The 19,903-nt window shown below is 68.1% G+C and carries 27 protein-coding genes and 1 pseudogene; 14 read left to right on the forward strand and 14 right to left on the reverse strand.

Annotated features, from left to right (window positions below):
- A complete protein-coding gene (locus N4R40_RS12575) occupies positions 1 to 306 on the reverse strand; it encodes a hypothetical protein (RefSeq protein ID WP_261607727.1) in 306 nt (101 codons plus the stop codon).
- A gap of 128 nt (positions 307 to 434) precedes the next feature.
- Between N4R40_RS12575 and N4R40_RS12580 the strand changes: the two genes are divergently transcribed.
- Positions 435 to 1,169 carry a phosphotransferase enzyme family protein gene (locus N4R40_RS12580; RefSeq protein ID WP_261607728.1) on the forward strand — a complete coding sequence of 245 codons (735 nt, stop codon included), beginning with the start codon at positions 435 to 437 and terminating at the stop codon, positions 1,167 to 1,169.
- 78 nt (positions 1,170 to 1,247) lie between these two features.
- Positions 1,248 to 1,706: a hypothetical protein gene (locus tag N4R40_RS12585; protein ID WP_141381607.1), complete on the forward strand. Its 459-nt coding sequence runs from the start codon at positions 1,248 to 1,250 to the stop codon at positions 1,704 to 1,706.
- Between the two features lie 38 nt (positions 1,707 to 1,744).
- On the opposite strand, the gene N4R40_RS12590 is transcribed toward N4R40_RS12585, so the two are convergent.
- From N4R40_RS12590 to N4R40_RS12600, 3 genes are all read right to left on the reverse strand, one after another.
- Positions 1,745 to 2,032 carry a hypothetical protein gene (locus N4R40_RS12590; protein WP_261607729.1) on the reverse strand — a complete coding sequence of 96 codons (288 nt, stop codon included), beginning with the start codon at positions 2,030 to 2,032 and terminating at the stop codon, positions 1,745 to 1,747.
- A gap of 16 nt (positions 2,033 to 2,048) precedes the next feature.
- Positions 2,049 to 2,249 (reverse strand): hypothetical protein, encoded by a 201-nt coding sequence (locus tag N4R40_RS12595; protein WP_261607730.1) that lies wholly within the window; start codon positions 2,247 to 2,249, stop codon positions 2,049 to 2,051.
- A 248-nt stretch (positions 2,250 to 2,497) separates the two neighbouring features.
- A complete protein-coding gene (locus tag N4R40_RS12600; protein WP_261607731.1) occupies positions 2,498 to 2,911 on the reverse strand; it encodes a hypothetical protein in 414 nt (137 codons plus the stop codon).
- Positions 2,912 to 3,045: 134 nt separating this feature from the next.
- Here N4R40_RS12600 and N4R40_RS12605 point away from each other — a divergent pair, with 134 nt between their 5' ends.
- From N4R40_RS12605 to N4R40_RS12630, 6 genes are all read left to right on the forward strand, one after another.
- Positions 3,046 to 4,002: an aldo/keto reductase gene (locus N4R40_RS12605; protein WP_261607732.1), complete on the forward strand. Its 957-nt coding sequence runs from the start codon at positions 3,046 to 3,048 to the stop codon at positions 4,000 to 4,002.
- On the forward strand, positions 3,999 to 5,072 hold the full coding sequence (locus N4R40_RS12610; RefSeq protein ID WP_261607733.1) for a Gfo/Idh/MocA family protein: 1,074 nt from the start codon (positions 3,999 to 4,001) through the stop codon (positions 5,070 to 5,072). Before N4R40_RS12605 ends, N4R40_RS12610 begins: the two co-directional genes overlap by 4 nt.
- A gap of 85 nt (positions 5,073 to 5,157) precedes the next feature.
- On the forward strand, positions 5,158 to 5,457 hold the full coding sequence (locus N4R40_RS12615) for a hypothetical protein (protein WP_261607734.1): 300 nt from the start codon (positions 5,158 to 5,160) through the stop codon (positions 5,455 to 5,457).
- 99 nt (positions 5,458 to 5,556) lie between these two features.
- Entirely contained in the window at positions 5,557 to 6,030 is a 474-nt protein-coding gene (gene msrB / locus N4R40_RS12620) for a peptide-methionine (R)-S-oxide reductase MsrB (RefSeq protein WP_261607735.1), read from the forward strand.
- Positions 6,027 to 6,572 carry a peptide-methionine (S)-S-oxide reductase MsrA gene (gene msrA / locus N4R40_RS12625; protein ID WP_261607736.1) on the forward strand — a complete coding sequence of 182 codons (546 nt, stop codon included), beginning with the start codon at positions 6,027 to 6,029 and terminating at the stop codon, positions 6,570 to 6,572. The genes msrB and msrA overlap by 4 nt, the downstream gene beginning before the upstream one ends.
- Positions 6,573 to 6,582: 10 nt before the next feature.
- Positions 6,583 to 7,290: a spermidine synthase gene (locus N4R40_RS12630; RefSeq protein WP_261607737.1), complete on the forward strand. Its 708-nt coding sequence runs from the start codon at positions 6,583 to 6,585 to the stop codon at positions 7,288 to 7,290.
- Here the strand turns inward: N4R40_RS12630 and N4R40_RS12635 are convergent.
- Positions 7,287 to 8,660: pseudogene (locus N4R40_RS12635) on the reverse strand (alpha-amylase family glycosyl hydrolase); the annotation flags it as partial. The gene N4R40_RS12630 and the pseudogene N4R40_RS12635 sit on opposite strands and share 4 nt — an antisense overlap.
- Before the next feature lie 2 nt (positions 8,661 to 8,662).
- On the opposite strand from N4R40_RS12635, the gene N4R40_RS12640 reads away from it, so the two are divergent.
- Positions 8,663 to 8,959 (forward strand): cupin domain-containing protein, encoded by a 297-nt coding sequence (locus N4R40_RS12640; RefSeq protein WP_407665922.1) that lies wholly within the window; start codon positions 8,663 to 8,665, stop codon positions 8,957 to 8,959.
- A 32-nt stretch (positions 8,960 to 8,991) separates the two neighbouring features.
- Here N4R40_RS12640 and pgi read toward each other — a convergent pair whose 3' ends face one another.
- From pgi to N4R40_RS12660, 4 genes are all read right to left on the reverse strand, one after another.
- Positions 8,992 to 10,671, reverse strand: a complete 1,680-nt coding sequence (gene pgi / locus N4R40_RS12645; RefSeq protein ID WP_261607738.1) for a glucose-6-phosphate isomerase — start codon at positions 10,669 to 10,671, stop codon at positions 8,992 to 8,994.
- A 38-nt stretch (positions 10,672 to 10,709) separates the two neighbouring features.
- Positions 10,710 to 11,462, reverse strand: a complete 753-nt coding sequence (locus N4R40_RS12650) for a DUF4097 domain-containing protein (RefSeq protein ID WP_261607739.1) — start codon at positions 11,460 to 11,462, stop codon at positions 10,710 to 10,712.
- A 77-nt stretch (positions 11,463 to 11,539) separates the two neighbouring features.
- On the reverse strand, positions 11,540 to 12,229 hold the full coding sequence (locus tag N4R40_RS12655; protein WP_261607740.1) for a response regulator: 690 nt from the start codon (positions 12,227 to 12,229) through the stop codon (positions 11,540 to 11,542).
- Complete coding sequence (locus tag N4R40_RS12660) at positions 12,217 to 13,491, reverse strand: sensor histidine kinase (protein WP_261607741.1); 1,275 nt, start codon at positions 13,489 to 13,491, stop codon at positions 12,217 to 12,219. The genes N4R40_RS12655 and N4R40_RS12660 overlap by 13 nt, the downstream gene beginning before the upstream one ends.
- Positions 13,492 to 13,609: 118 nt before the next feature.
- Between N4R40_RS12660 and N4R40_RS12665 the strand changes: the two genes are divergently transcribed.
- The 3 genes from N4R40_RS12665 to N4R40_RS12675 all read left to right on the forward strand — a co-directional run bounded on the left by N4R40_RS12665 (position 13,610) and on the right by N4R40_RS12675 (position 15,550).
- Entirely contained in the window at positions 13,610 to 14,425 is an 816-nt protein-coding gene (locus N4R40_RS12665) for a Cof-type HAD-IIB family hydrolase (RefSeq protein WP_261607742.1), read from the forward strand.
- An 18-nt stretch (positions 14,426 to 14,443) separates the two neighbouring features.
- Positions 14,444 to 15,274 (forward strand): aldo/keto reductase, encoded by an 831-nt coding sequence (locus N4R40_RS12670; protein WP_261607743.1) that lies wholly within the window; start codon positions 14,444 to 14,446, stop codon positions 15,272 to 15,274.
- Between the two features lie 105 nt (positions 15,275 to 15,379).
- Positions 15,380 to 15,550, forward strand: coding sequence for a hypothetical protein (locus N4R40_RS12675; protein ID WP_261607744.1), 171 nt, complete (start codon positions 15,380 to 15,382; stop codon positions 15,548 to 15,550).
- Between the two features lie 21 nt (positions 15,551 to 15,571).
- Here N4R40_RS12675 and N4R40_RS12680 read toward each other — a convergent pair whose 3' ends face one another.
- The 4 genes from N4R40_RS12680 to N4R40_RS12695 form a co-directional block, all read right to left on the reverse strand.
- The gene (locus N4R40_RS12680; RefSeq protein WP_261607745.1) at positions 15,572 to 15,790 is read right to left on the reverse strand and encodes a hypothetical protein; all 219 of its coding nucleotides are present in this window, start codon (positions 15,788 to 15,790) and stop codon (positions 15,572 to 15,574) included.
- A 19-nt stretch (positions 15,791 to 15,809) separates the two neighbouring features.
- Complete coding sequence (locus tag N4R40_RS12685) at positions 15,810 to 16,223, reverse strand: VOC family protein (protein ID WP_261607746.1); 414 nt, start codon at positions 16,221 to 16,223, stop codon at positions 15,810 to 15,812.
- A gap of 70 nt (positions 16,224 to 16,293) precedes the next feature.
- Positions 16,294 to 17,253, reverse strand: a complete 960-nt coding sequence (locus N4R40_RS12690) for a DNA-3-methyladenine glycosylase family protein (protein ID WP_261607747.1) — start codon at positions 17,251 to 17,253, stop codon at positions 16,294 to 16,296.
- Positions 17,254 to 17,305: 52 nt separating this feature from the next.
- Positions 17,306 to 18,013, reverse strand: coding sequence for a winged helix-turn-helix domain-containing protein (locus N4R40_RS12695; RefSeq protein ID WP_261607748.1), 708 nt, complete (start codon positions 18,011 to 18,013; stop codon positions 17,306 to 17,308).
- 440 nt (positions 18,014 to 18,453) lie between these two features.
- On the opposite strand from N4R40_RS12695, the gene N4R40_RS12700 reads away from it, so the two are divergent.
- Together N4R40_RS12700 and N4R40_RS12705 are read left to right on the forward strand one after the other, a co-directional pair.
- Complete coding sequence (locus tag N4R40_RS12700) at positions 18,454 to 18,753, forward strand: GNAT family N-acetyltransferase (RefSeq protein ID WP_261607749.1); 300 nt, start codon at positions 18,454 to 18,456, stop codon at positions 18,751 to 18,753.
- A gap of 97 nt (positions 18,754 to 18,850) precedes the next feature.
- A complete protein-coding gene (locus N4R40_RS12705; protein WP_261607750.1) occupies positions 18,851 to 19,075 on the forward strand; it encodes a hypothetical protein in 225 nt (74 codons plus the stop codon).
- Here N4R40_RS12705 and N4R40_RS12710 read toward each other — a convergent pair.
- On the reverse strand, positions 19,050 to 19,898 hold the full coding sequence (locus N4R40_RS12710) for an alpha/beta fold hydrolase (RefSeq protein WP_261607751.1): 849 nt from the start codon (positions 19,896 to 19,898) through the stop codon (positions 19,050 to 19,052). The genes N4R40_RS12705 and N4R40_RS12710 overlap by 26 nt on opposite strands.
- Between the last annotated feature and the right edge of the window lie 5 nt (positions 19,899 to 19,903).

Genomic DNA, 19,903 nt, shown 5'->3' on the forward strand with positions numbered 1-19,903 from the left:
CTAGCGACCTTCGGGAGCATCGCCGATCTGGGACGTGCTGGCTTCATCACGAGGATAGTGCGTGATCGGGCTTCGCCCGAGTTGGATATCCGAGTATGCGTCGGATGCCGAGAGCTCGGAATCGGCGGCGCGCGGCTGCCGTCTTCGGCGGATCAGCCCAACGGTGATTGCGATCGCGAGCAACACGTACCCGATCAGCACGATCCACTGCGCGGCCGGCCAGTCGAACGCGATCGAAGCCCAAAGCAATAGGAAGCCGAGCACGACAACCGCGATCACCGTGGTTCGGAGAACGGTGCGGCCCATGACGCGACACTAACCGGCCTCCTCGAACGGCACCAGAGTGTCAGCCGCCCGGTGGAGGACCGTCACCCGGGCGTGCATCCTGCGTGGATCCCCGGAGGGTGTTGCTGGGCCCGCTTAGTGTTGGGGCTATGAACGACCAGGTTCTCAGCGGGGGAAACTCCAACACTGTCGTGCGGGTTGGCGAGACGGTGCGTCGCGTCTCCGGGCCCTGGACTCCGGCCGTTCACACGCTTCTGCGTGCACTGCGGACTGCAGGCGTGCGCGAGGTACCTGAGCCGTTTGGCTTCGATGAACAGGGCCGCGAAGTCCTCTCGTATCTTCCCGGCGAGGTCGGGAACTACCCGCTTCCTGACTGGCTCTGGACGTCGGAGATTCTGGAGGGCGCTGGCAGATTGATGCGCCGAGTGCACGATGCGAGCGCTCCCCTCGTCGGCGAGGATCTCGTGTGGAATCTGCCATCTCGCGAGCCCGCCGAGGTCATCTGTCACAATGACGTCGCGCCCTACAACATGACGTTCATTAGCGGCCGCGTTGCTGGCCTTTTCGACTTCGACACGGCCTCACCCGGCCCGCGAGTCTGGGACCTGGCGTACCTCGGATACCGACTCGCACCGCTGGCCGAGGACGCGGGTGTAGACATCTCCGACGATGAGCGCCTGTGTCGGTTGGATCGCCTGATCCGGGCCTACGGAATGCCGTTGTCGCGCACCGAGCTGCTGCTTACGGTCACGGCGCGTCTGCTGGATTTGGCTGCGTACACCGACGGCCGACTACGTGAGACGAACAACCCAGACTTCGCTGAGCACGCGGCCATGTATCGGCGTGACGCAGTTCGCGCCGATACGCTCGCACTCCGGGCCTAGCCTCGCCTTTCTGCACGCTGCCGGACCCGCCCGCGGGCGCCGGGCGACGCTTGCGCGTGCCGCTGCGCTAGTGACAGCATGCTGTGGCGAACGTACGGTCGCGTCATCGGATGGATGCTGGCGATCGGCGCCATCGCGGGAGCAGTGTTCCTACTAGTCGTATTCGGACTCCTCATTCCCCCCGACCGAGGTGAAGAGTCGGCAATCGTGCTCATGCCCTTCGTCGGCGGCTTCTTCGGACTGATCACCGCGCTCGTTTCGAGTGCGGTGTACTACCTGGGGCTGTTTCTGTGGACGCGCAGACCTCACCGGTCTGTCAACAGTCGCGCGTGGCTCGGTGCGGCCTGTGCGGCTCTCGGCGCCTTAGGGTTCTGGCTTATCTTCGGCTTCACACTCAGCAACTGGCCCGGAGTCCCGGTGTGGGGCGGAATCGGTGCGGCCGCGGGCATCCTCGCCGCACTCATCGCCTGGCCACTGACTGCCCTATCCGCACAGCGCGAGAGCCTTCAGCCCGCGCCGACCGGCACCAGGGCATAACCGTCCGCAAGCCGACCGGTTTGCGCGCGCTCAGGTGACTAGCGATCTCCGGGAGGATCGCCGATCTGGGAGGCGCTGGGCTCATCACGCAGGTAGTGCGTGATCGGGTTTCGCCCGAGCTGGATATCCGAGTACGCGTCAGATGCCGATAGCTCTGAAGCAGCATCGCGCGGCTGCCGCCTCCGGAGGACGAGCCCGATGATGATGAGGATCGCGAACAGCGCGTACCCGATCAGCACGATCCACTGCGCGGCCGGCCAGTTGAACGCGATCGACGCCCAAAGCAATAGGAAGCCGAGCAGCCGAGGACCCGCGGTAGGACACATCGATGTGCAGAATGGGCTAATGATCGCGGGTGATGGTCGAGCGTGGAACCACAACCTCCATTTCCATCCCACCGTGCTGAACGCGATCGCGACCGGCGCCACGTCCGCCCTCGATGTCGGCACGGGTGACGGGATGCTGGCCGTGGATCTTCGCCGCATACTCCCGGACGTTGTCGCGATAGATACCGACGTCGACGTCTTGGCCGCGCCAGCCCATGAGCACGAGGACACCTCGCAGGAGTTCTGCAGCACCAGTGGTACTCGCGCACTCGGACGGTTTGGGAACACTCCGCCCCCACCGTCTGGCCGCCGCCCCACACGTACGACGAAGCCCGCACCATCGCTGCAGAGACGCTCCCCGGAGTCCAATGGCAGCAGCACGCGCTCTGGCGGTACGAACTGATCTGGCACAAGCCCGCACCCTGAGATGGGGAAACCGAGGATGTCGGCGCATCGACCCTCGGTTCAGCCCCCGCAGGCCTCGTTGAAGCGCTGGACGGCGTCGCGCAGTCCGCTGGATGCGGCATCCAGCGCGTCGGGCGCGGCATCGGGCTCGGCGGCGGCGTGGACGTCGTTCAAGCCGGTGATCAGGTCGTCGAGAATCGGCGCGATCTGCTCGTTGGTGATCTGCGGGGAGACGGAGTAGAGCCCGGCCGAGGCCGAGGCGAGGTTCGACTGCGCCGTGGTCATGTCTCCGTCCGTCAGCGCGGTGTCGGCTGCGGTCACCTGTTCCTGCACGTTCCCGAGGCCTTCCGCCAGGACACCGCACGCGTCCTGGGTGCTCTGCTCCCCGCTTGCGCTTCCGGAGCACGCGGTGAGTGCGGCGACAGACATGAACGCGGCAACGCCGACGGTGAGCAGACGAGAGGCGAGGGGCATGGCGTTCTCCGATGGGGATCCAGGACTCTTCAAGAGTGTCATGCGCAGCCGGGTGAGAACTGACTGCGCCGCATACGGCACGATGGAAGAAGGTCGCGCGCAGATGCCGACCGATCCCCACGGAAGGCGATTCGATGACGCATGCACCACAGGACTGGCTGCGACCCCTCGGCGAGACGGGGCTTCAGATCACGGCCGTCACGGTTGGCGGGAGCCCGCTCGGTAGCATGCCGGCGGCCTTCGGGTACGAAGTCGCCGCGGAGGATGCGATCGAACTGGTCTCTGCGGTGTTGGAGAGCCCGATCCGCTCCCTCGATACCTCGAACGGCTACTCCGACGGCGAGAGTGAACGTCGCATCGGCGCCGCAATCGCGCAGCGCGGCGGACTCCCAGCCGACTTCCTCCTGACGACGAAGGTCGATCCGTCCGGTCGGGATTACTCAGGTGATCGCGTGCGCGCCTCGGTGCGCGAGAGCCGCGAGCGCCTCGGCGTCGATACCTTGCCCCTCGTGCACCTGCATGACCCCGAGGGTTTCCCGTTTGACGTGATGACGGCCCCGGGTGGCGCCGTCGACACGCTCGTGCGCCTCAAGGAAGAGGGGGAGATCGGCCACATCGGGCTGGCGGGAGGGCCGCTCGGTGTCATGGAGCGCTATCTCGACCTCGGCGTCTTCGAGGTGCTCCTCGTCCACAATCGCTGGACGCTCGTGGACCGCAGCGCCGACGGCATCCTGAACCGTGCGATCGAGAACGGCATGGGTGTGGTCAACGCGGCGGTGTACGGCGGCGGCATCCTCGCGGCACCGCGCAGCGGCAACACGAAGTACGCCTACCGTGAGGCCGCGCCGGAGACCCTGCACGCGATCGAAGCGATGACGGTGCTGTGCGAGGACTTCGGCACCGACCTGCCGACGGCGGCGCTGCAGTTCTCGCTGAGGGATCAGCGCGTGCACTCCACGATCGTCGGGATCAGCAAGCTTTCCCGCCTCGACGGACTGGTGCGCGCCGCGCAGACAGAGCTCCCGGAGGACTTCTGGAGCCGACTCGAAGAGCTCACACCGTCGGGAGAGTTCTGGATCGGGCAGTCGTGACCACCCCCGCCACCTTCGCCGTCGTCGGCACCGGCTGGCGATCGGGCTTCTTCCATCGCGCCGCGCAGAATCTGCCCGAATCGCTCCGCGCTACAGGGGTCGTCTCCCGTTCGGGGCGCGCCGAGGCGCACGGCGTTCGCGCGTTCGCGAGCATTTCCGATCTGCTCGCCGCGGACCGGCCCGACTTCGTGATCGTCAGCGTCCCCCGGGAGGTTGCGCCGGCCGCGATCCGCGAGCTGGTCGAGGCCGGAGTGCCGACACTCGTCGAGACCCCGCCCGCCGAGCACCTCGACGATCTGCGAGAGCTGTGGGCAGACGTCGGCGAGACGGACCTCGTGCACGTGGCCGAGCAGTATCCGCGGTATCCGGGTCATGCGGCCCGGCGCGCCGTCATCGAGCGCGGCCTCATCGGCCGTCCAACCTCCGTGCAGGTCTCGTCGACGCACGACTATCACGCGATCGCGCTCATGCGGAGTCTGCTGTCGGCGCCTCGCGGCCCTGTGAGGGTGCACGCCCGTCAGTTCGACAGCCCGCTCGTCGACCCCATGGGGCGAGACGACTGGACCGATGACGATGGCGAGAAGACCGCGACGACAGTCCTCGCGACGATCGATTTCGGCGAAACGAGCGGCCTGTACGACTTCACCTCGAACCAGTGGCACAACCAGTTGCGGCACCGTCGCATCGTCGTCCGCGGCAGTCGGGGCGAGATCGTGGACGACGACGTCGTGTGGATGCCGGAGCCCCGCACCATGGTCGACGCGCGCATCGAGCGACGACAGCGAGGATACGACCTCGACCTGGACGGCTACGCGACCGATCACCTCGCGCTCGGCGGCGATGTGCTGTGGCGCACTCCGTTCCCCGGTCATCGGTTCTCGGATAAAGAGATCGCGATCGCCGAGATGCTGGTCACCGCCGGCGCCTGGGCACGGGGCGAGGGCCCCGGCCCTTACCCGCTTGCCGACGGATGCCAGGATCACGCCATCGGGCTGGCCATCGCGGAGTCCCTCGAAACCGGTCAGATCGCGCAGGTCGCGCGGGAACCCTGGGCAACCCCGGGAGTGTGACCGGCACAAGGGCCCGCGTCAAGGCCATGGCTCCACCGGGCCGACTGCGCGACGCTGACTGCACAGACTCGGTGAGGAGATCGACATGAGCGTTGCAGATCAGCACGAAGGCGCGGACCATCACGGCCAGGACGGTGGGCGCGAGACGGTGAGCGTCGGTGAGGCGCAGCGCGAGATGGCGGGGGACGCCGAGCAGGATCTGCCCGCCATGTCGCAGAACAACGCCACCGATGACGAGAAGCTCGCGGGCATCCTCGCGCAGACGCGCGCCGACCTGCCGGGCGCCGACGCGGATGCGATCGTCGAGCGGCTGCGCCAGCGGGCGGAGCAGTCCGGCATCCTGCTGACCGATGAGCAGGCGCGGACCCTCGTCCGCGAGGGCTGAAACTCACGGCCCGCTCCCAGCCTCGCGGGACCAAAAGTGGCCCGGCATCCGTTCTCCTCTGATGACGCGGCAGCCAGCCGTGGCACAGAGAGGAACCCCATGTCACAGGACTACCGCGCGACGGCCGATGCTCTCAGTCGCCTCACGCCCGCCCAGTACCGGGTCACGCAGGATGACGGCACCGAGCCGCCGTTCCGCAACGCGTACTGGGACACGCATGGCGACGGCATCTATGTCGATGTCGTTTCCGGCCAACCCCTGTTCTCGTCGATCGACAAGTTCGACAGCGGAACCGGATGGCCGAGCTTCACGCGGCCCATCGACGCGTCCGCAGTGACCGAGAAAGTCGACGGGATGCTGTGGATGAAGCGCACGGAGGTGCGCTCCGCGGGAGCCGACAGTCATCTCGGCCACGTCTTCGACGACGGTCCGCGGGATGCCGGCGGCCTCCGCTACTGCATGAACTCCGCGGCGCTGAGATTCGTCCCGGCCGCCGAGCTCGACCAGCAGGGCTACGGTGAGTACCGCAGACTCTTCGAGGACGCCACCACTACCCAGGAGAACGCATCATGAGCGACACCGGAATCATCACCCGCACTCCCGGCACCGAAACCGCCGTGCTCGCCGGCGGCTGTTTCTGGGGTGTCGAAGATCTGATCCGCCGCCAACCGGGAGTGATCGACACCCGTGTCGGCTACACCGGTGGGCAGAACGATCACGCGACCTACCGCAACCACCCGGGCCACGCGGAGGCGGTCGAGATCGTCTTCGACCCGACGAAGACGACCTACCGCGATCTCCTGGCGTTCTTCTTCCAGATCCACGACCCGTCGACCCTCAATCGCCAGGGCAACGACGTCGGGACGAGCTACCGGTCGGCGATCTTCCCGCTGACGCCCGAGCAGGAGGAGGTCGCCCGCGACACGATCGCCGACGTGGATGCGTCGGGTCTGTGGCCGAACAAGGCCGTGACGACGATCGAACCGGCCGGTCCGTTCTGGGAGGCCGAACCCGAGCACCAGGACTACCTGATCCGGATTCCGCACGGCTACACCTGCCACTTCGTCCGTCCGGGCTGGGTGCTGCCCACCCGCGACGCCGACGCGACGGTCTAGGCGCGCCGCGGTGATCGTCCGGTTCGACGAGCTCGACTGGCAGCCGACGCCGATGGGGGACCTCACCCTCCGGCGGCGGTTCGAACCGGCGGTCGCCGCGCTGATCTACGAGGTCAAGCTCGGCGACGAATACCTGATGTCGAGCCTGTTCACGGTGGCGGAGGAAGCGCTCGCGACGCTCGGCTTGGCCGAAGCCTCGGGTGATCGCCTCGCGGTTCTCGTGGGCGGCCTCGGTCTCGGCTACACCGCCGTCGCCGCCCTGCGCGATGACCGCGTGGGTGCGCTGACCGTGATCGATGCACTGCCGGCCGTGATCGGGTGGCACGAACGCGAGCTGCTGCCGGTGTCGACCGAACTGGTCGGCGACGCGCGCACGACTCTCGTGCACGACGACTTCTTCGCCGTGGTGCGCCGCGCTCCCGAAGGGCCGCGGTACGACGCGATTCTGCTCGATGTCGACCATTCGCCGCGCCATCAACTCGATCCCAGCCACGCCGACCTCTACACGGTGCCGGGGCTCCGCTCCCTTGCCCGGCACCTCCACGACGGCGGTGTGTTCGCTCTCTGGTCGGATGATCCGCCTGACGACGCCTTCCTCGCCGACCTGGCGCAGGTCTTCGACGGCGCCTCGGCGCACGTCGTCGATTTCGACAACCCGGTCACCGGCGGCGTCTCGTCGAACACCGTCTACACGGGACGCCTCCGAGCGACGAGTTAGATGGGCGCGACCCGCAACCAGACGAATCCGTGCGGACGCAGGACGATGCCCTCGTCGAGATCGACGTCCGCACCGAGCACGAGATCACGGGCCGCACGCGCGAAGCCGGAGAGTGTCAGCGGGTCGATCTGGACCTCGGCATCCGACACGTTCGCGAGCACCAGCACGACCGTGTCACCGGCGATCCGCTGGTAGCCGACGACGCTGTGGTGCGGCGTGCGGAAGCCGGTCAACGCGTTGCCCGCGAATTCGGGCGTCGACTGGCGCACCGAGATGAGCTTCGTCAGTCGGTGGAACACGCGACCCGCGGGCGTGGCGAGGTCATTCCGGCGCGCGTACTGATCGCGCGGACGGTTGCCGCGGTGCACCCAGCGTGAGTCGCCGCGCCGGTCCGGATCATCCGCGTAGGAGTAGTCGTTGAGCTGCGCGACCTCATCGCCGAGGTACAGGAGGGGCACGCCGCCGGTCGAGAAGGCGATCGCGTGCGCGAGCACGACGCGATCTTCCCCGGCCTCATCACCCGCCTCGATCCCGGCGAGGGATGCCGTGGTCCCCGTCACGCGTGCGTCACCTGTTGCGGGGTTCTCCTGGAACGGCACACCGCGGGAGAAGGTCCCCTCGTGCGCGCCCGTATAGAAGCGATTGAGGAACTGACGGTGGCTGTACCCGTCGATGCCGAACTCGGCGGCATCCTCATCGGCGAACGTCCACCCGATGTCGTCGTGGCTGCGCACATAGTTGACCCATGCGGTCCCCGCGGGGAGAGCGTGGCGACGCTCGAGCGCCTGCTGCACGAGGCGGGCATCGCGCGTCGCGAAGGCTTCCCACGTGAGCGCCATCTGCAGCGGGTTGTAGGAGAGGCGGCACTCCTCGGGGGAGACGTAGGAGATGACCTCGTCGGGGTGCACGATCGCCTCGGACTTGAACACCATCCCCGGTGCTGCCATCGCGAGCACGGCATTGAACGCCTGCAGCAGCAGGTGCGCTTCAGGCAGCGACTCGCACGATGTCCCGAGCTGCTTCCAGATGAAGGCGACGGCATCCATTCGCAGGACTTCGACGCCCTGGTTCGCCAGGAACAGCATTTCGCCGGCCATCGCCCGGAACACGGCGGGGTTCGCGTAGTTCAGATCCCACTGGTACCGGTAGAACGTGGCCCACACCCAGCGGCCGTCATCCAGTGGGACGAACGAACCGAGGTGGTCGTCGGGGAAGATCTCGCGCGTCGTCCGCTCGTACGCATCCGGCATCGCGCGATCGGGGAAGACCAGGTAGAAATCCTCGAACTCCGGGTCGCCGGCGAGCGCCTTCTGCGCCCACTCGTGCTGATTGCTCGTGTGGTTGAAGATGAAGTCCAGCACGAGCGAGATGCATGATCATCGCGCCGCTGACGCTCGAGCACTCGCCCGTCCAGGCGATCAAGATCGTCTACTCGGCGCGGAAGACCGCTCCCGAACCGCGCGTGCACGACGGCTACGAGTGGCTATACGTCCTCAGCGGGCAGGTGCGGCTGGCCCTCGACGGTACCGAGCACGTGATCGAACCCGGCGAGGCGGCCGAGTTCGATACGCGGCTGCCCCACTCGATCAGCGCGACCGCCGCAGGCCCCGCCGAGGTGCTCAGCATCTTCAGCGCGGCGGGCGAGCGATTCCACACTCGGCTGACCTGATTCGCGTGTGGGTTGCAGGCCAGCGCTGAGGCTCAGGCGCGGTGGTCGCGATAGTAGGCCAACAGGGCCTGCGTCGAGGCATCCTGCGCAGCTGTCGCGGCCTCGTCGCCCTCGACCGCGGGAGCGATCTGCAGAGCGAGCTGCTTGCCGAGCTCGACGCCCCACTGGTCGAATGAGTTGATGCCCCAGATGACACCTTGCGTGAAGGTGATCTGCTCGTAGAGCGCGATGAGCTCGCCGAGAACCTTCGGCGTGAGCGACGGCGCGAAGATCGACGTCGTCGGTCGATTGCCGGGGAACGTCCGCGCCGCGACGAGTGCGCCCGTCGTGCCTTCCGCCTCGACCTCGGCGGCGGTCTTGCCGAACGCGAGTGCCTTGGTCTGCGCGAGGAAGTTCGCGAGGAACAGTCCGTGGACATCCCGCCCGTCGTCCGCGAGCGGGTAGGCGGGGTTGACGAACCCGATGAAGTCGGCGGGGATGAGCCGGGTGCCCTGGTGGATGAGTTGATAGAACGCGTGCTGACCGTTCGTGCCGGGCTCTCCCCAGAAGATCTCGCCCGTGTCGCTCGTCACCGGCGATCCGTCCCAGCGGACGCTCTTGCCGTTGGATTCCATCGTCAGCTGCTGCAGGTACGCCGCGAAGCGGCTGAGCTGCTGGGCGTAGGGCAGCACGGCGTGCGACTGCGCGCCGAGGAAGTTCGTGTACCAGACGTTGAGCAGACCCATGAGGACCGGCACGTTGCTCTCGAGCGGCTCGTTCGCAAAGTGCTCGTCGACGGCGTGGAAGCCCGCGAGAAGATCGCGGAAGGCGTCGGGGCCGAGCTCGATCATGAGCGCGAGGCCGATCGCGGAGTCGACCGAGTAGCGCCCTCCGACCCAGTCCCAGAAGCCGAAGGCGTTCGTCGGGTCGATGCCGAACGCGGCGACCTTGTCGAGCGCGGTCGAGACAGCGACGAAATGGTGGGCGACGGCGTCTGTGCGGGCGTCGTCGGAGCCGTCGATCGCCCCGGATGCCTCGAGCCCCGCCCATAGCCAGGTGCGCGCAAGTCGGGCATTGGTCAGCGTCTCGAGCGTCGTGAAGGTCTTGGACGCGACGACGAAAAGGGTCGTCTCGGGATCGAGATCCTTCGTCTTGTGCGCGAGGTCGAAGGGGTCGATGTTCGACACGAACCGGGCCTGGATGCCGGCCGTCGCATACGGTTCGAGAGCAGCGGAGATCATCGCGGGGCCGAGGTCGGAGCCGCCGATCCCGATGTTCACGACATGCGTGACCTTCTTGCCGGTGATCCCGACCCACTCGCCGCTACGTACCCGGCCGGCGAACGCCGACATGGCCGTGAGCACGGTCTGGACGTCGGTGTCGATGTCCTGCCCGTCGACGACGAGCGCCGGCTGCGCACCTGCCGGCCGGCGGAGTGCGGTGTGCAGCACGGCGCGGTCTTCCGACGTGTTGATGTGATCGCCCCGGAACATCGCGTCCCGGTGCGCCGTGAGGTCGACCTGCGCGGCGAGTGCGAGGAGTGCGTCGAGGATGCCGGCATCCACCAGGTTCTTCGACAGGTCGACCCGGAGGTCGGCGAGGTCAAAGGTCAGCCGCGCTACGCGGTTCGGGTCTTCGGCGAACCAGGCGCGCAGGTCCGGCTCGAAGCCGTCAGCGCGAGTGGTGAGGTCTGCCCAGGCGGGCGTGGCGGTGGCATCGATGGGGGTGGTCACGAAGTCAACGCTAGCGCCGATGGAGCCCGCGTGGCGTCTCAGTCCGCGCTGAGGATCACGGCGCCGGCGGAGACCTGCACGCTGACCCGATGAGCGGATGCCGGGTCCACCGTGAGTGTGTGTCGGAACTGACCGGCCGACACATCCGAGTCCACGGCGTACGTGTCGTCCGGCAGGGTGAGCTCGATGCGTCCGGCGCTGACATCCGCCGTCACGCTCTGCGGGGTGGAGCCGGTGAAGGCGCCCGTGAGTGCCCCCGCGCTGAGGGTGAGGTCGGCCGAATCGACATCGGCGAGGTCGAGCGTGATGCGTCCGGCGGATCCATCGACGGTCACCTCTTGTGCGGTGCCGGAGACGTCGAGCGAACCGGCCGAGAGTTCCATGTCGAGGTCACCGAAGCGTCCGTCGGCGATCAGCGCGCCGCCGTTCACGGTGAGGTCGGCATCGAGCACGACGCGCTCCAGGGAACGCGGCAGGGTGAGGACCGCCTCGTCGCTGGATCCCCAACGCCACCCGACCCACCACGACCGTTGGTTGGTCACGCGGAGGGCATCTTCGTCGCGCTCGAAGCGCCAGTCGCCGGCGGCACCGTCGACCGTGAGGGTCGCCTCGTCGCCGTATTCGATCGTCAGGTTGGCCGCGTTGATGTCGATCTCGAGCTCGGAGATGCCGGCGGCATCCGCCGTGAACGTCTCGGTGCGGAGGGTTGCCGCGCGCACGGCCGAGAAGATGCCGGTGAGCAGCGTCCCGATGATCAGAACGGCGCCCAAGGCGATCGCGAGGATCGCCACGACCCGAGCGGACGCCCGACGTGGTGCCGGCGGAGAGACCGGAGGGCCGGCGGGGGGCTGCGGGGGTGCCGTGAGGGTCATCGGGATGCTCCGTTCTGGGGGGCGGCGCCGGTGCCGGTGCCGCCGTGTTCGAGGTGGACCAGCGCGGCGAGGACGCGTCGGTTGCCGTGCTCGTCCTGTTCGAGGTCGAGCTTTTGGAAGAGAGAGGTGATGTGCTTTTCCACGCTGGCTTCGCTGACGAAGAGGGCCTGGGCGATCGCTTGGTTGCTCTTCCCCTCGGCGATCAGGGCCAGCACGGATCGCTCACGCTCGGTGAGGCGGCTCATGCGCGCGTCGCGGGAGCGCCGGGTGAGCAGTTGCGCGACGACCTCGGGATCCAGGACCGTGGCGCCCGCCGCGATCCGCTCGATGGAAGCGAGGAAGTCACGGACATCCGCGACCCGATCCTTCAGCAGGTAGCCGAATGCGGCGGCCTGCCCGGTGATCAGCTCACTCGCATACCGTTCTTCGACGTACTGGCTGAGCACAAGCACGGGCAACGCCGGATTCGCGGCGCGGAGGGCGAGTGCTGCTCGGATCCCCTCGTCCGTGAACGTCGGCGGGAGCCGCACATCGAGCAGGCACAGATCCGGTGTCGTCGCGGCGACCGTCGCCGCGAGGTCCGACGCGTCGGGGAGCGCGGCGACGACGTCGTGACCGGCGTCGGCGAGCACGCGGACGAGACCTTCGCGCAAGAGGGCGGAATCTTCGCAGATCAGGATGCGCACGGGACGCTCACCTCCAGAGCGGTCGGGCCGCCGGCCGGGCTCTCAAGTCGGGCGGTGCCACCGGCAGCCAGGACGCGGTTCGTGATTCCGTCGAGGCCGCCCCCAGGAAAAACCCGGGCGCCACCGATGCCGTTGTCTTCGACACGCGCCCAGATGGTGCCGTCCTCGCGGCGGCGCACGGTCACGCGTGCCGCGGATCCGCGTGAGTGTTTGGCCGCGTTCGTCAGCGACTCTGCGACGGCGAAGTACACGGCCGCCTCCGCCGTCGCGCTGCACCGGCCGTCGATGCGGACGTCGAGCACCACCGGGATGGGGGAGCGGGCGGCCAGCGCGCTGAGCGCGGCATCGAGCCCTCGGTCATCGAGGACGGACGCGTGGATGCCGCGGGCCAACTGCCGCAGCTCCGTGATCGCGGCCTTCGTCGAGGTGTGAGCTTCGTCGATCAGCGCCTTGGCGGCGTCGGGGTCGGTGTCGATCTTCTGCTGCGCGAGGCCGAGGGTCATGCCGAGGGCCACCAGGCGCGGCTGGACCCCGTCGTGCAGGTCGCGTTCGATGCGGGTGCGCTCGACCTCACTGGCGCGGACGGCACCGGCGCGCTGTGCGCCGGCGGTCTGCACCTGCACGGCGAGCTGCGCTTCCCGTGAGGGAACGAGGATCGCGCGAGTCAGCACACCGTGCAGCAGCGCGATGCCGAGGAGAACGGCGAGTGCGACGACGACCCCGAGGACCCCGAGCGCGACGGCCCACCCGGAGGCGATGTCGATCCCGGTGCCGGCGATACGCGTGGTGCCCTCGGACGAGAGCGGAGCCGACAGCAAGCCGATCGACGCGATCATCCCGGTGATCGTCGGCAGGACGATGAGTCCGAGCACGGTGGCGATGGCGGCGCTGGCGACAGCGCGCCACATCGGGCCGTCGGTGAATTGTTGCCACAGGGTCCGCATCCAACCGCCGAATCCGGGCTGGCCACTGCGGCGCAGGCGCAAAGAGGGGACCCCGTAGCCGTACAAGCCCTCTACTCGCTCGGTCTCTGCCCACGCGGTCGCCCAGAGCAGATAGACGAATCCGATGAGGAAGAGGAGGCCGAGCCCGAGGACGAGCAGCAGGCTGATGCCGATGCTCAGCAGGGACGCCAGCGCCGCGAACACGAGCGACCCGACGAGGCCGACGGCGGCGAGTTGGGCGATCGCTCCGAACAAGGGGGCCACGCCCGCGCGGCGGCGCACGGCGGGTGGGGTGGAAGCGAGGGGGACGGTGGTCATGGCTCCACGCTAGAGGCGGCGGCGCATCGCCGCGCCAGAGTCAGCCGGAAGGATCGGTTCGGGATAACCCGAACACCATCGGTGCGGGCGGATGCCACCGGTGCGCGAGGATGAAGAGGTGACTGCTCCCGACATCCGCCTGATCGCCGTCGACATGGACGGCACGCTGCTCCGGCCGGACGGGTCGATTCCGGATGCGCTGTGGCCCTTGCTCGAGCGCCTGCACGAGCGGGGGATCGCCTTCGCACCGGCAAGCGGACGGCAACTGGCGACTCTCCAGGCCATGTTCGCGAAAGTCGACGCAGAGCTCGACTACATCGCCGAGAACGGGGCGTATGTCGTTCGCGGTGAGGTCGAGGTGAGTTCGGATGCCGTGGACCCCGTCGTCGTCGACGCCGTCATCACCCGGGTCAGAGACCTCGTGTCGGCGGGCACGCTTCGCGCGGGTTTGGTCGTGTGCGGCAAGCGCTCGGCCTACATCGAGGACTCCAACCCGGACTTTCTCGCAGAGGTCGAGAAGTACTACGCGAAGCTCGAGCAGACGAGCGACCTGCTCGCGGTGGACGATCAGGTGCTCAAGCTCGCGATCTTCGACTTCGACGGGGGAGAAGCGCACGCCGCTCCGGCGTTCGCGGACTTCCGCAGCTCGCACCAAGTGGTGGTTTCGGGCGCGCACTGGGTCGACATCATGAACACCACGGTCGACAAGGGGGTTGCCCTTCGTCGCCTTCAGGACGCTCTCGGAGTGACCGCCGCCCAGACCGCCGCATTCGGCGACTACCTCAACGACCTCCAGCTGTTGCAGGCGGCGGACTGGTCGTACGCGATGGCCGACGCGCATCCGGACGTCGTCGCCGTTGCTCGCTACCGCGCCCCGTCGAACGCGGATGCCGGTGTCGTCACGGCGATCGAAGAACTCCTCGGCCTCGACTGAGGGGCGTAGCGTGGAGCCATGGTCACGATTCCCACGGTCGCACTGAGCGACGGCACGCACTTCCCCGAACTCGGTTTCGGTACCTACAATCTGCGGGGCGCGGACGGCACCGCCGCCATCGCTGCCGCGGTGGACAGCGGCTATCGACTGCTGGACAGTGCGGTCAACTACGAGAACGAAGCCGAGGTCGGCGAAGCTGCCCGTCGCAGTGGGATTCGCGATGAACTGATCATCACGACGAAGGTGCCGGGCCGCGACCACGGCTACGACGAGACCATCCGCAGCGCACACGGGTCGTTGCAGCGTCTGGGGCTCGACCGGATCGATCTCTACCTGATCCACTGGCCGAACCCGAGCGTGAACCGCTACGTGGAAACGTTCCGCGCCATGATCGCGCTACAGGCAGATGGCGTCGTCGGGTCGGTGGGTGTCTCCAACTTCACGCCGGCCATGCTGAGCCGTCTCATCGATGAAACCGGGGTCACCCCGGCCGTGAACCAGGTCGAGTTGCACCCCTACTTCCCACAGACCGCGCTTCGCGCGTTCCACGAGGCGCACGGCATCCGGACGGAGAGCTGGAGCCCGCTCGCTCGTCGCAGCGAACTGCTGACCGAGCAGGTCGTCACCGACATCGCCGCCGCGCACGCAGTCACGCCGACGCAGGCGGTGTTGCGCTGGCACACCCAGCTCGGATCGACACCGATCCCGAAGTCGGCCGATCCCGCGCGTCAGATCGAGAACGCCGATGTCTTCGGCTTCACGCTGACGGATGCCGACCTCACCGCACTCTCCGGCCTGGAGCGGGGACGGCTCTGGGACGGCGACCCGGACACGCACGAAGAGATGTGACCGCCCTACGTCGTGACGTCGCGAAGGTCAATCCCCTCGACCGCCCGCGGGGCGCACCGTAGGTTCGCCACAGGCGACCACGACGGTCGCGCGGAGGAGGGCATCATGACGCACGACGACAACGCGATCGACAGCGACGACACCGAAGCGACCGAGAAGCCGGGCGGTCTCGGACAGGACGGCACCATCCCGCCCGACGCGGACGGCGTCGCGGCGGGGCACACGGATGAGGCGTCGAACTTCAACCCTGAAGAGGACGAAGACGCACCGGCGTAGGGGATCCGGCGGCGGTGCGCGTCAGATCTGCGCGCCGTCGTCCCACGGGTCATCGTCGTTCGGGGTGCGTCCGCGCCAGGATTCGTAGGCCATCAGCCAACCGATCGAGACGATCACGGCGATCGTGAGGCCGAGCCAGACGTTCTCGAGGATCAATCCCACCAGCACACCGGCACCGAGCAGGACGACGGTCCCCACGATCCATCCGATACGACCCCTGGGCCAACCGTTATGCGCCATCCCGCCAGCCTAAGGCCCCTCATTCGGCCGCGTTGAACATCACCATCCAGTCGATACCGAAGCGATCCTGGACCATGCCGAAGGTGCCGCCCCACGGCGGAGTCTCATACGGTGCGGTCACGGTGCCGTCCGTGCTGAGGGCATCCCAGATCCCCTTCAGGCGGTCGGCCTCATCGCCGCTGATCGACACGCTGATGCCTGTCGGCGGCGCGTAGGGCATGGCGCTCGGAACGTCGGCGATCATCAGCACGAGACCATCGGCGGTCGTCAGCTGGCCGTGCATGACGAGATGTCCTTCGTCGGGACCAGCCATGTCGGGAAAGCTCGCGAACTCGCTGATGTCCAGCTCGCCGCCGAGAACGGACTGGTAGAACTCCAGCGCCGCGCGCGCATCGCCGCGGAGGTTGATGTACGGATTGAGCGTGAGCGCCATGGTCGATTCCTTCCGAGTGGGACTGATGCGCTCAGTGTCTCGCCGGGGTCGGACATCCACAAGATGAGCGTCAGCGATCCCGATGATCTTCCGGGCTCAGCCGTGCGCCGCGGCGCGGTTCGCGGGGACCGGCGAGTCCGAGTAGGCGGATGACGCGCTGACGATGACCGGCCCACGGGGCAAGGAGTTCCTGCATCCCGTCGTCGTCGACGCGCTGGCCCGTGAGGGCGAAACCCACCTGGTGGGCGAGGTGGTAGTCGCCGACGCTCACGGCATCCGGATCGCCGAACGCACGGATGCGGGTTTCGGCGCTCGTCCAGGCGCCGATGCCGCGCAGGCTCGTCAGGATCACTTCTCTCGCGTCGCCGGTGAGGGCGGGGGCCATCGCTTTCTCGATCGAGGCGCGGCGCGCGGCGACCGCCACGATCGTGCGCGACTGCGGGGGCTCGAGCCCTGCGCGATGCCACGTCCAGCTCGGCACCGCGTGCCAGTCCGCGGGTGGCGCGAACATCGGCCCTGGTGTCGGGCCGGGCGCGCGCTCGCCACACCACGCGAGGATCATGCGCCAGGCGCCGAACGCCTGCAGCCCGGTGACCTTCTGCTCGAAGATCGCGCTCACGAGGGCGTCGAAGACCAGGTCGGTGCGTCCGATCCGGAGCCCGGGGTAGCGGTGGTGGGCGTCGGCGATGAGCGGATGCCGGTGTGCTTCGAACCCGCTCGGGTCATCGAGATCGCCGCAGAGCGCGGGCAATTGGCCGAGTGCCCAGTCGGCGCCGGGCCCCCAGGCAGCTCCCCGGACACGTCCACGCTCGACGCGGATGGCGAGCGTGGCGATCCCCTCGGGAGTTCGCGTCGCGCGCCAGATGACGCCGCCGCTCTGCAGCTGCGCGGGATCGTGCGCGCCGCGCTGCTGATAGCGGACCGCACGGGCGGCATCGATCGGCGTGCGCGGGCGATACTCGGTTTCGAGCGGGCGCTCCTGGTTCGAGCCAGGCGCGCGGAGCGCCGGCATCCGCTCCCGTGTCGTCATGCGGCCACCCTACGCCGCGCCCCCCGACATTCGGTGGGGCCGAAGGCCGGAGTCAGAAGCGGTCGGGCGAGGGCGTGCCGTGTCCGAAGCGGATGACGACATCGGCATGCCGGTCGAAGCGATAGCCGATGCCGCGGACCGTGCGGACGATGTCCTCGTAGCGGCCGAGCTTCGAGCGCAAGCGGCGCACGTGCACGTCGATCGTGCGCTCGCCGGGAGCCTCATCGCCATCGGCATGGCTCCACAGGGACGACACCAGCTCGGTGCGCTCGATCGTCCGGCCCTCGCGCAGAACGAGGTACTGCAGCAGCTCGAACTCCTTGAACGTCAGCGCAGCGCTCGCGCCGTCGATGTGCACACGGCGGCGGGAGATGTCGATCGTGACGCCCCCGGGCACGTGGTCCTCGTCGGGCACGTCGGCCTTCGTCCGCGCGACGGCGCTCGGCTCGTGCAGGGCGAGGCGCACGACATCGACGTCGCGCCCACCCGCGGTTGCGGGAGCGAGAGCGACCGTCGCGTAGGTCTCGGCGTGCGGAGCGAGTTCGGCGAGCGTGCGGCGCAGAGCCTCGACGAGTGTCGAGAGCGAGACTCCGTCGGCGGTCGCCTTGTTCTCGTCGATTCCGACATAGAGAGCAAACCCGCGCGGTGCGGTCCCGACCGGCACAGCCGGAGCGGTCGGACGCGCGGCCGGGACGATGTCCTCGACGGCGTGAAGGTGGCGGGCAGTGGCGAGCGGGGAGAGGAGAGCGGTGTTCGACATGGCGAATTCCTTCGGGGTGGAACCCGGGGCAAGGTGCCCGACGCGGGTTCGTGTGTGTGTTCCGGTTTCGGCCTCAGAGGCGACCGATGTGCGAGGCGACCGGCATCCGCGTGGTGGGCGGGGAGCTTCGGTGACTCGGGGATCGATGTGCTCGCCTGCGCTGAGAGCGGGGAGCGACGGCCGATCCGACGGGGATTACCGTGTCAGCGACACATTCGGCAACACATGACAGCGCCCGGCATCATGGTGCCGGTCGTTCCGTTCGCCTCCCGGGCGGACAGAGTGCGTGCGATGTCAGTCATGTGGTCATTATGACCAAAGACGACGGAATGTGTCAAACCGCACGGTTGCCGCTCAATGCGCATGACGATATGTGACAAAGTGCTCAGTCTCATTCCAGGTGAACCGGGGTGTCGGCGTGCAGGCGTACCGTGGACGGCATGAGTGGCTTCTCTTTCGCGAACGAGATCGATGCATCGCGGTACACACTCCACAAAGACGGCGCACTCGTCAGCGTCCTCGACTACCGCGATGACGGTCAGACGATCGCGCTCACGCGGGCGTACACGATCCCGACGTTCCGCGGACACGGATACGCCGGGGAGGTCGTCGCCCGTGCCGTCGCCGAGATCGAGGAGCGCGCCGACCGTACGGTCAGCCCGGTGTGCTGGTACGTCGCCGAGTGGTTCGATGCGCACCCCGCCCACGCCGGACTCCTCGCCACGCGCCGCACCGCCTGATCCGTTACCCGGCGTCGCGCACCGCGTCAAGGCCCTCGGAGATGTCGGATGCCGGGGCCACAGTGGCTGCACCACCACAACACGTGAGGAGTGCACCATGAGCGATGATCACATCGTCGACGCCGAACCGGCCGGGGGCTGGACGAGCGCCGAGACTGCCGACGGGCAGACCCAGCAGAGCAGCGCCGATGCTGCACAGCAGGTGCAGGAGGAAGCGCCGGACATCGAGATCAGCGATCGCGAGGAGATCGATCCGGTCAGCGCCGCCTCCGGAGTCGACGCGGACCCCGACCTGCTTACGGACGACCAGGCGGCGCGCTGACGAAGTCGAGGATCTCCCGCGCCGCCGGCTCCGCATCCCGGATGAGGGTTTCGTGGCCGTGTCCGAGCACTTCCGCCTCGTACGCGCCCGGAATGGCCGCCGCGACCTCCGCGCACCACTCCGCGGGCGACACGCGGTCGCGCTCGCCGCGCACGACGAGGGCGGCCGTCGTGATCTGCGGATAGGACAGCTCCGGACGATGCACGAGCATCGCGTGCATCTTGCGGCGCAGATTCGGGCCGGCTCGGAAGTACTCGCGTGCACCGAGGAGCAGGACCTTCGGGCTCTCACGCATGAGATCCATCGCCAGGCGCGCGAGTTGACTCAGGGCATGCCGGTGGCGCCGATCGACCGTCGGCGCCACCAAGACCAGATGGGCGACGGTGTCCGGATGTCGGACCGCGACTTCGGTCGCGACCTGAGTGCCCATGGAGTGCCCGAGGAGGACCACCGGCCCGCGATTCAGATGGCGGACATATGCCGCGACGAGGTCGGCCGTCCGCTCCATCGTGAGCGTGCGTGGCGGCTCGGGGGCCATACCGTACCCGGGCTGATCGATCGCGATCACGACGCCGTGGTCCTGGAGCCTCCGCGCCAGGTCGCCGAAGACCTTGCGCCCCATCCCGATCCCGTGAACGAGAACGAAGGTCCTCCGCGATGTCTCGTCGCCGCGCCGTTCGGCGATCAGGGTCGCGCCCGCGTAAGTGAACTCCTCGATGTCGCCGTCGTCGGTGGGAAGGCCGGTGATCTCATCGATCGCCCGGTCGGCGGCCTCGGCGAGATCCGCAACGGCATCGCGTGCGTCGGAGGGGTCTATCGGCATGGACC

Origin of the sequence: Microbacterium memoriense, from assembly GCF_025398275.1 — a bacterium.
GTDB classification, from domain to species: Bacteria; Actinomycetota; Actinomycetes; order Actinomycetales; family Microbacteriaceae; genus Microbacterium; species Microbacterium memoriense.

Excerpts from the sequence above, each read along its gene's own strand:
- N4R40_RS12575 (WP_261607727.1), bottom strand. The coding sequence starts at position 306 with ATGGGCCGCACCGTTCTCCGAACCACGGTGATCGCGGTTGTCGTGCTC.
- N4R40_RS12580 (WP_261607728.1), top strand. The coding sequence starts at position 435 with ATGAACGACCAGGTTCTCAGCGGGGGAAACTCCAACACTGTCGTGCGG.
- N4R40_RS12585 (WP_141381607.1), top strand. The coding sequence starts at position 1,248 with ATGCTGTGGCGAACGTACGGTCGCGTCATCGGATGGATGCTGGCGATC.
- N4R40_RS12590 (WP_261607729.1), bottom strand. The coding sequence starts at position 2,032 with ATGTGTCCTACCGCGGGTCCTCGGCTGCTCGGCTTCCTATTGCTTTGG.
- N4R40_RS12595 (WP_261607730.1), bottom strand. The coding sequence starts at position 2,249 with ATGGGCTGGCGCGGCCAAGACGTCGACGTCGGTATCTATCGCGACAAC.
- N4R40_RS12600 (WP_261607731.1), bottom strand. The coding sequence starts at position 2,911 with ATGCCCCTCGCCTCTCGTCTGCTCACCGTCGGCGTTGCCGCGTTCATG.
- N4R40_RS12605 (WP_261607732.1), top strand. The coding sequence starts at position 3,046 with ATGACGCATGCACCACAGGACTGGCTGCGACCCCTCGGCGAGACGGGG.
- N4R40_RS12615 (WP_261607734.1), top strand. The coding sequence starts at position 5,158 with ATGAGCGTTGCAGATCAGCACGAAGGCGCGGACCATCACGGCCAGGAC.
- msrB (WP_261607735.1), top strand. The coding sequence starts at position 5,557 with ATGTCACAGGACTACCGCGCGACGGCCGATGCTCTCAGTCGCCTCACG.
- msrA (WP_261607736.1), top strand. The coding sequence starts at position 6,027 with ATGAGCGACACCGGAATCATCACCCGCACTCCCGGCACCGAAACCGCC.
- N4R40_RS12640 (WP_407665922.1), top strand. The coding sequence starts at position 8,663 with ATGATCATCGCGCCGCTGACGCTCGAGCACTCGCCCGTCCAGGCGATC.
- N4R40_RS12660 (WP_261607741.1), bottom strand. The coding sequence starts at position 13,491 with ATGACCACCGTCCCCCTCGCTTCCACCCCACCCGCCGTGCGCCGCCGC.
- N4R40_RS12670 (WP_261607743.1), top strand. The coding sequence starts at position 14,444 with ATGGTCACGATTCCCACGGTCGCACTGAGCGACGGCACGCACTTCCCC.
- N4R40_RS12675 (WP_261607744.1), top strand. The coding sequence starts at position 15,380 with ATGACGCACGACGACAACGCGATCGACAGCGACGACACCGAAGCGACC.
- N4R40_RS12680 (WP_261607745.1), bottom strand. The coding sequence starts at position 15,790 with ATGGCGCATAACGGTTGGCCCAGGGGTCGTATCGGATGGATCGTGGGG.
- N4R40_RS12685 (WP_261607746.1), bottom strand. The coding sequence starts at position 16,223 with ATGGCGCTCACGCTCAATCCGTACATCAACCTCCGCGGCGATGCGCGC.
- N4R40_RS12690 (WP_261607747.1), bottom strand. The coding sequence starts at position 17,253 with ATGACGACACGGGAGCGGATGCCGGCGCTCCGCGCGCCTGGCTCGAAC.
- N4R40_RS12695 (WP_261607748.1), bottom strand. The coding sequence starts at position 18,013 with ATGTCGAACACCGCTCTCCTCTCCCCGCTCGCCACTGCCCGCCACCTT.
- N4R40_RS12700 (WP_261607749.1), top strand. The coding sequence starts at position 18,454 with ATGAGTGGCTTCTCTTTCGCGAACGAGATCGATGCATCGCGGTACACA.
- N4R40_RS12705 (WP_261607750.1), top strand. The coding sequence starts at position 18,851 with ATGAGCGATGATCACATCGTCGACGCCGAACCGGCCGGGGGCTGGACG.
- N4R40_RS12710 (WP_261607751.1), bottom strand. The coding sequence starts at position 19,898 with ATGCCGATAGACCCCTCCGACGCACGCGATGCCGTTGCGGATCTCGCC.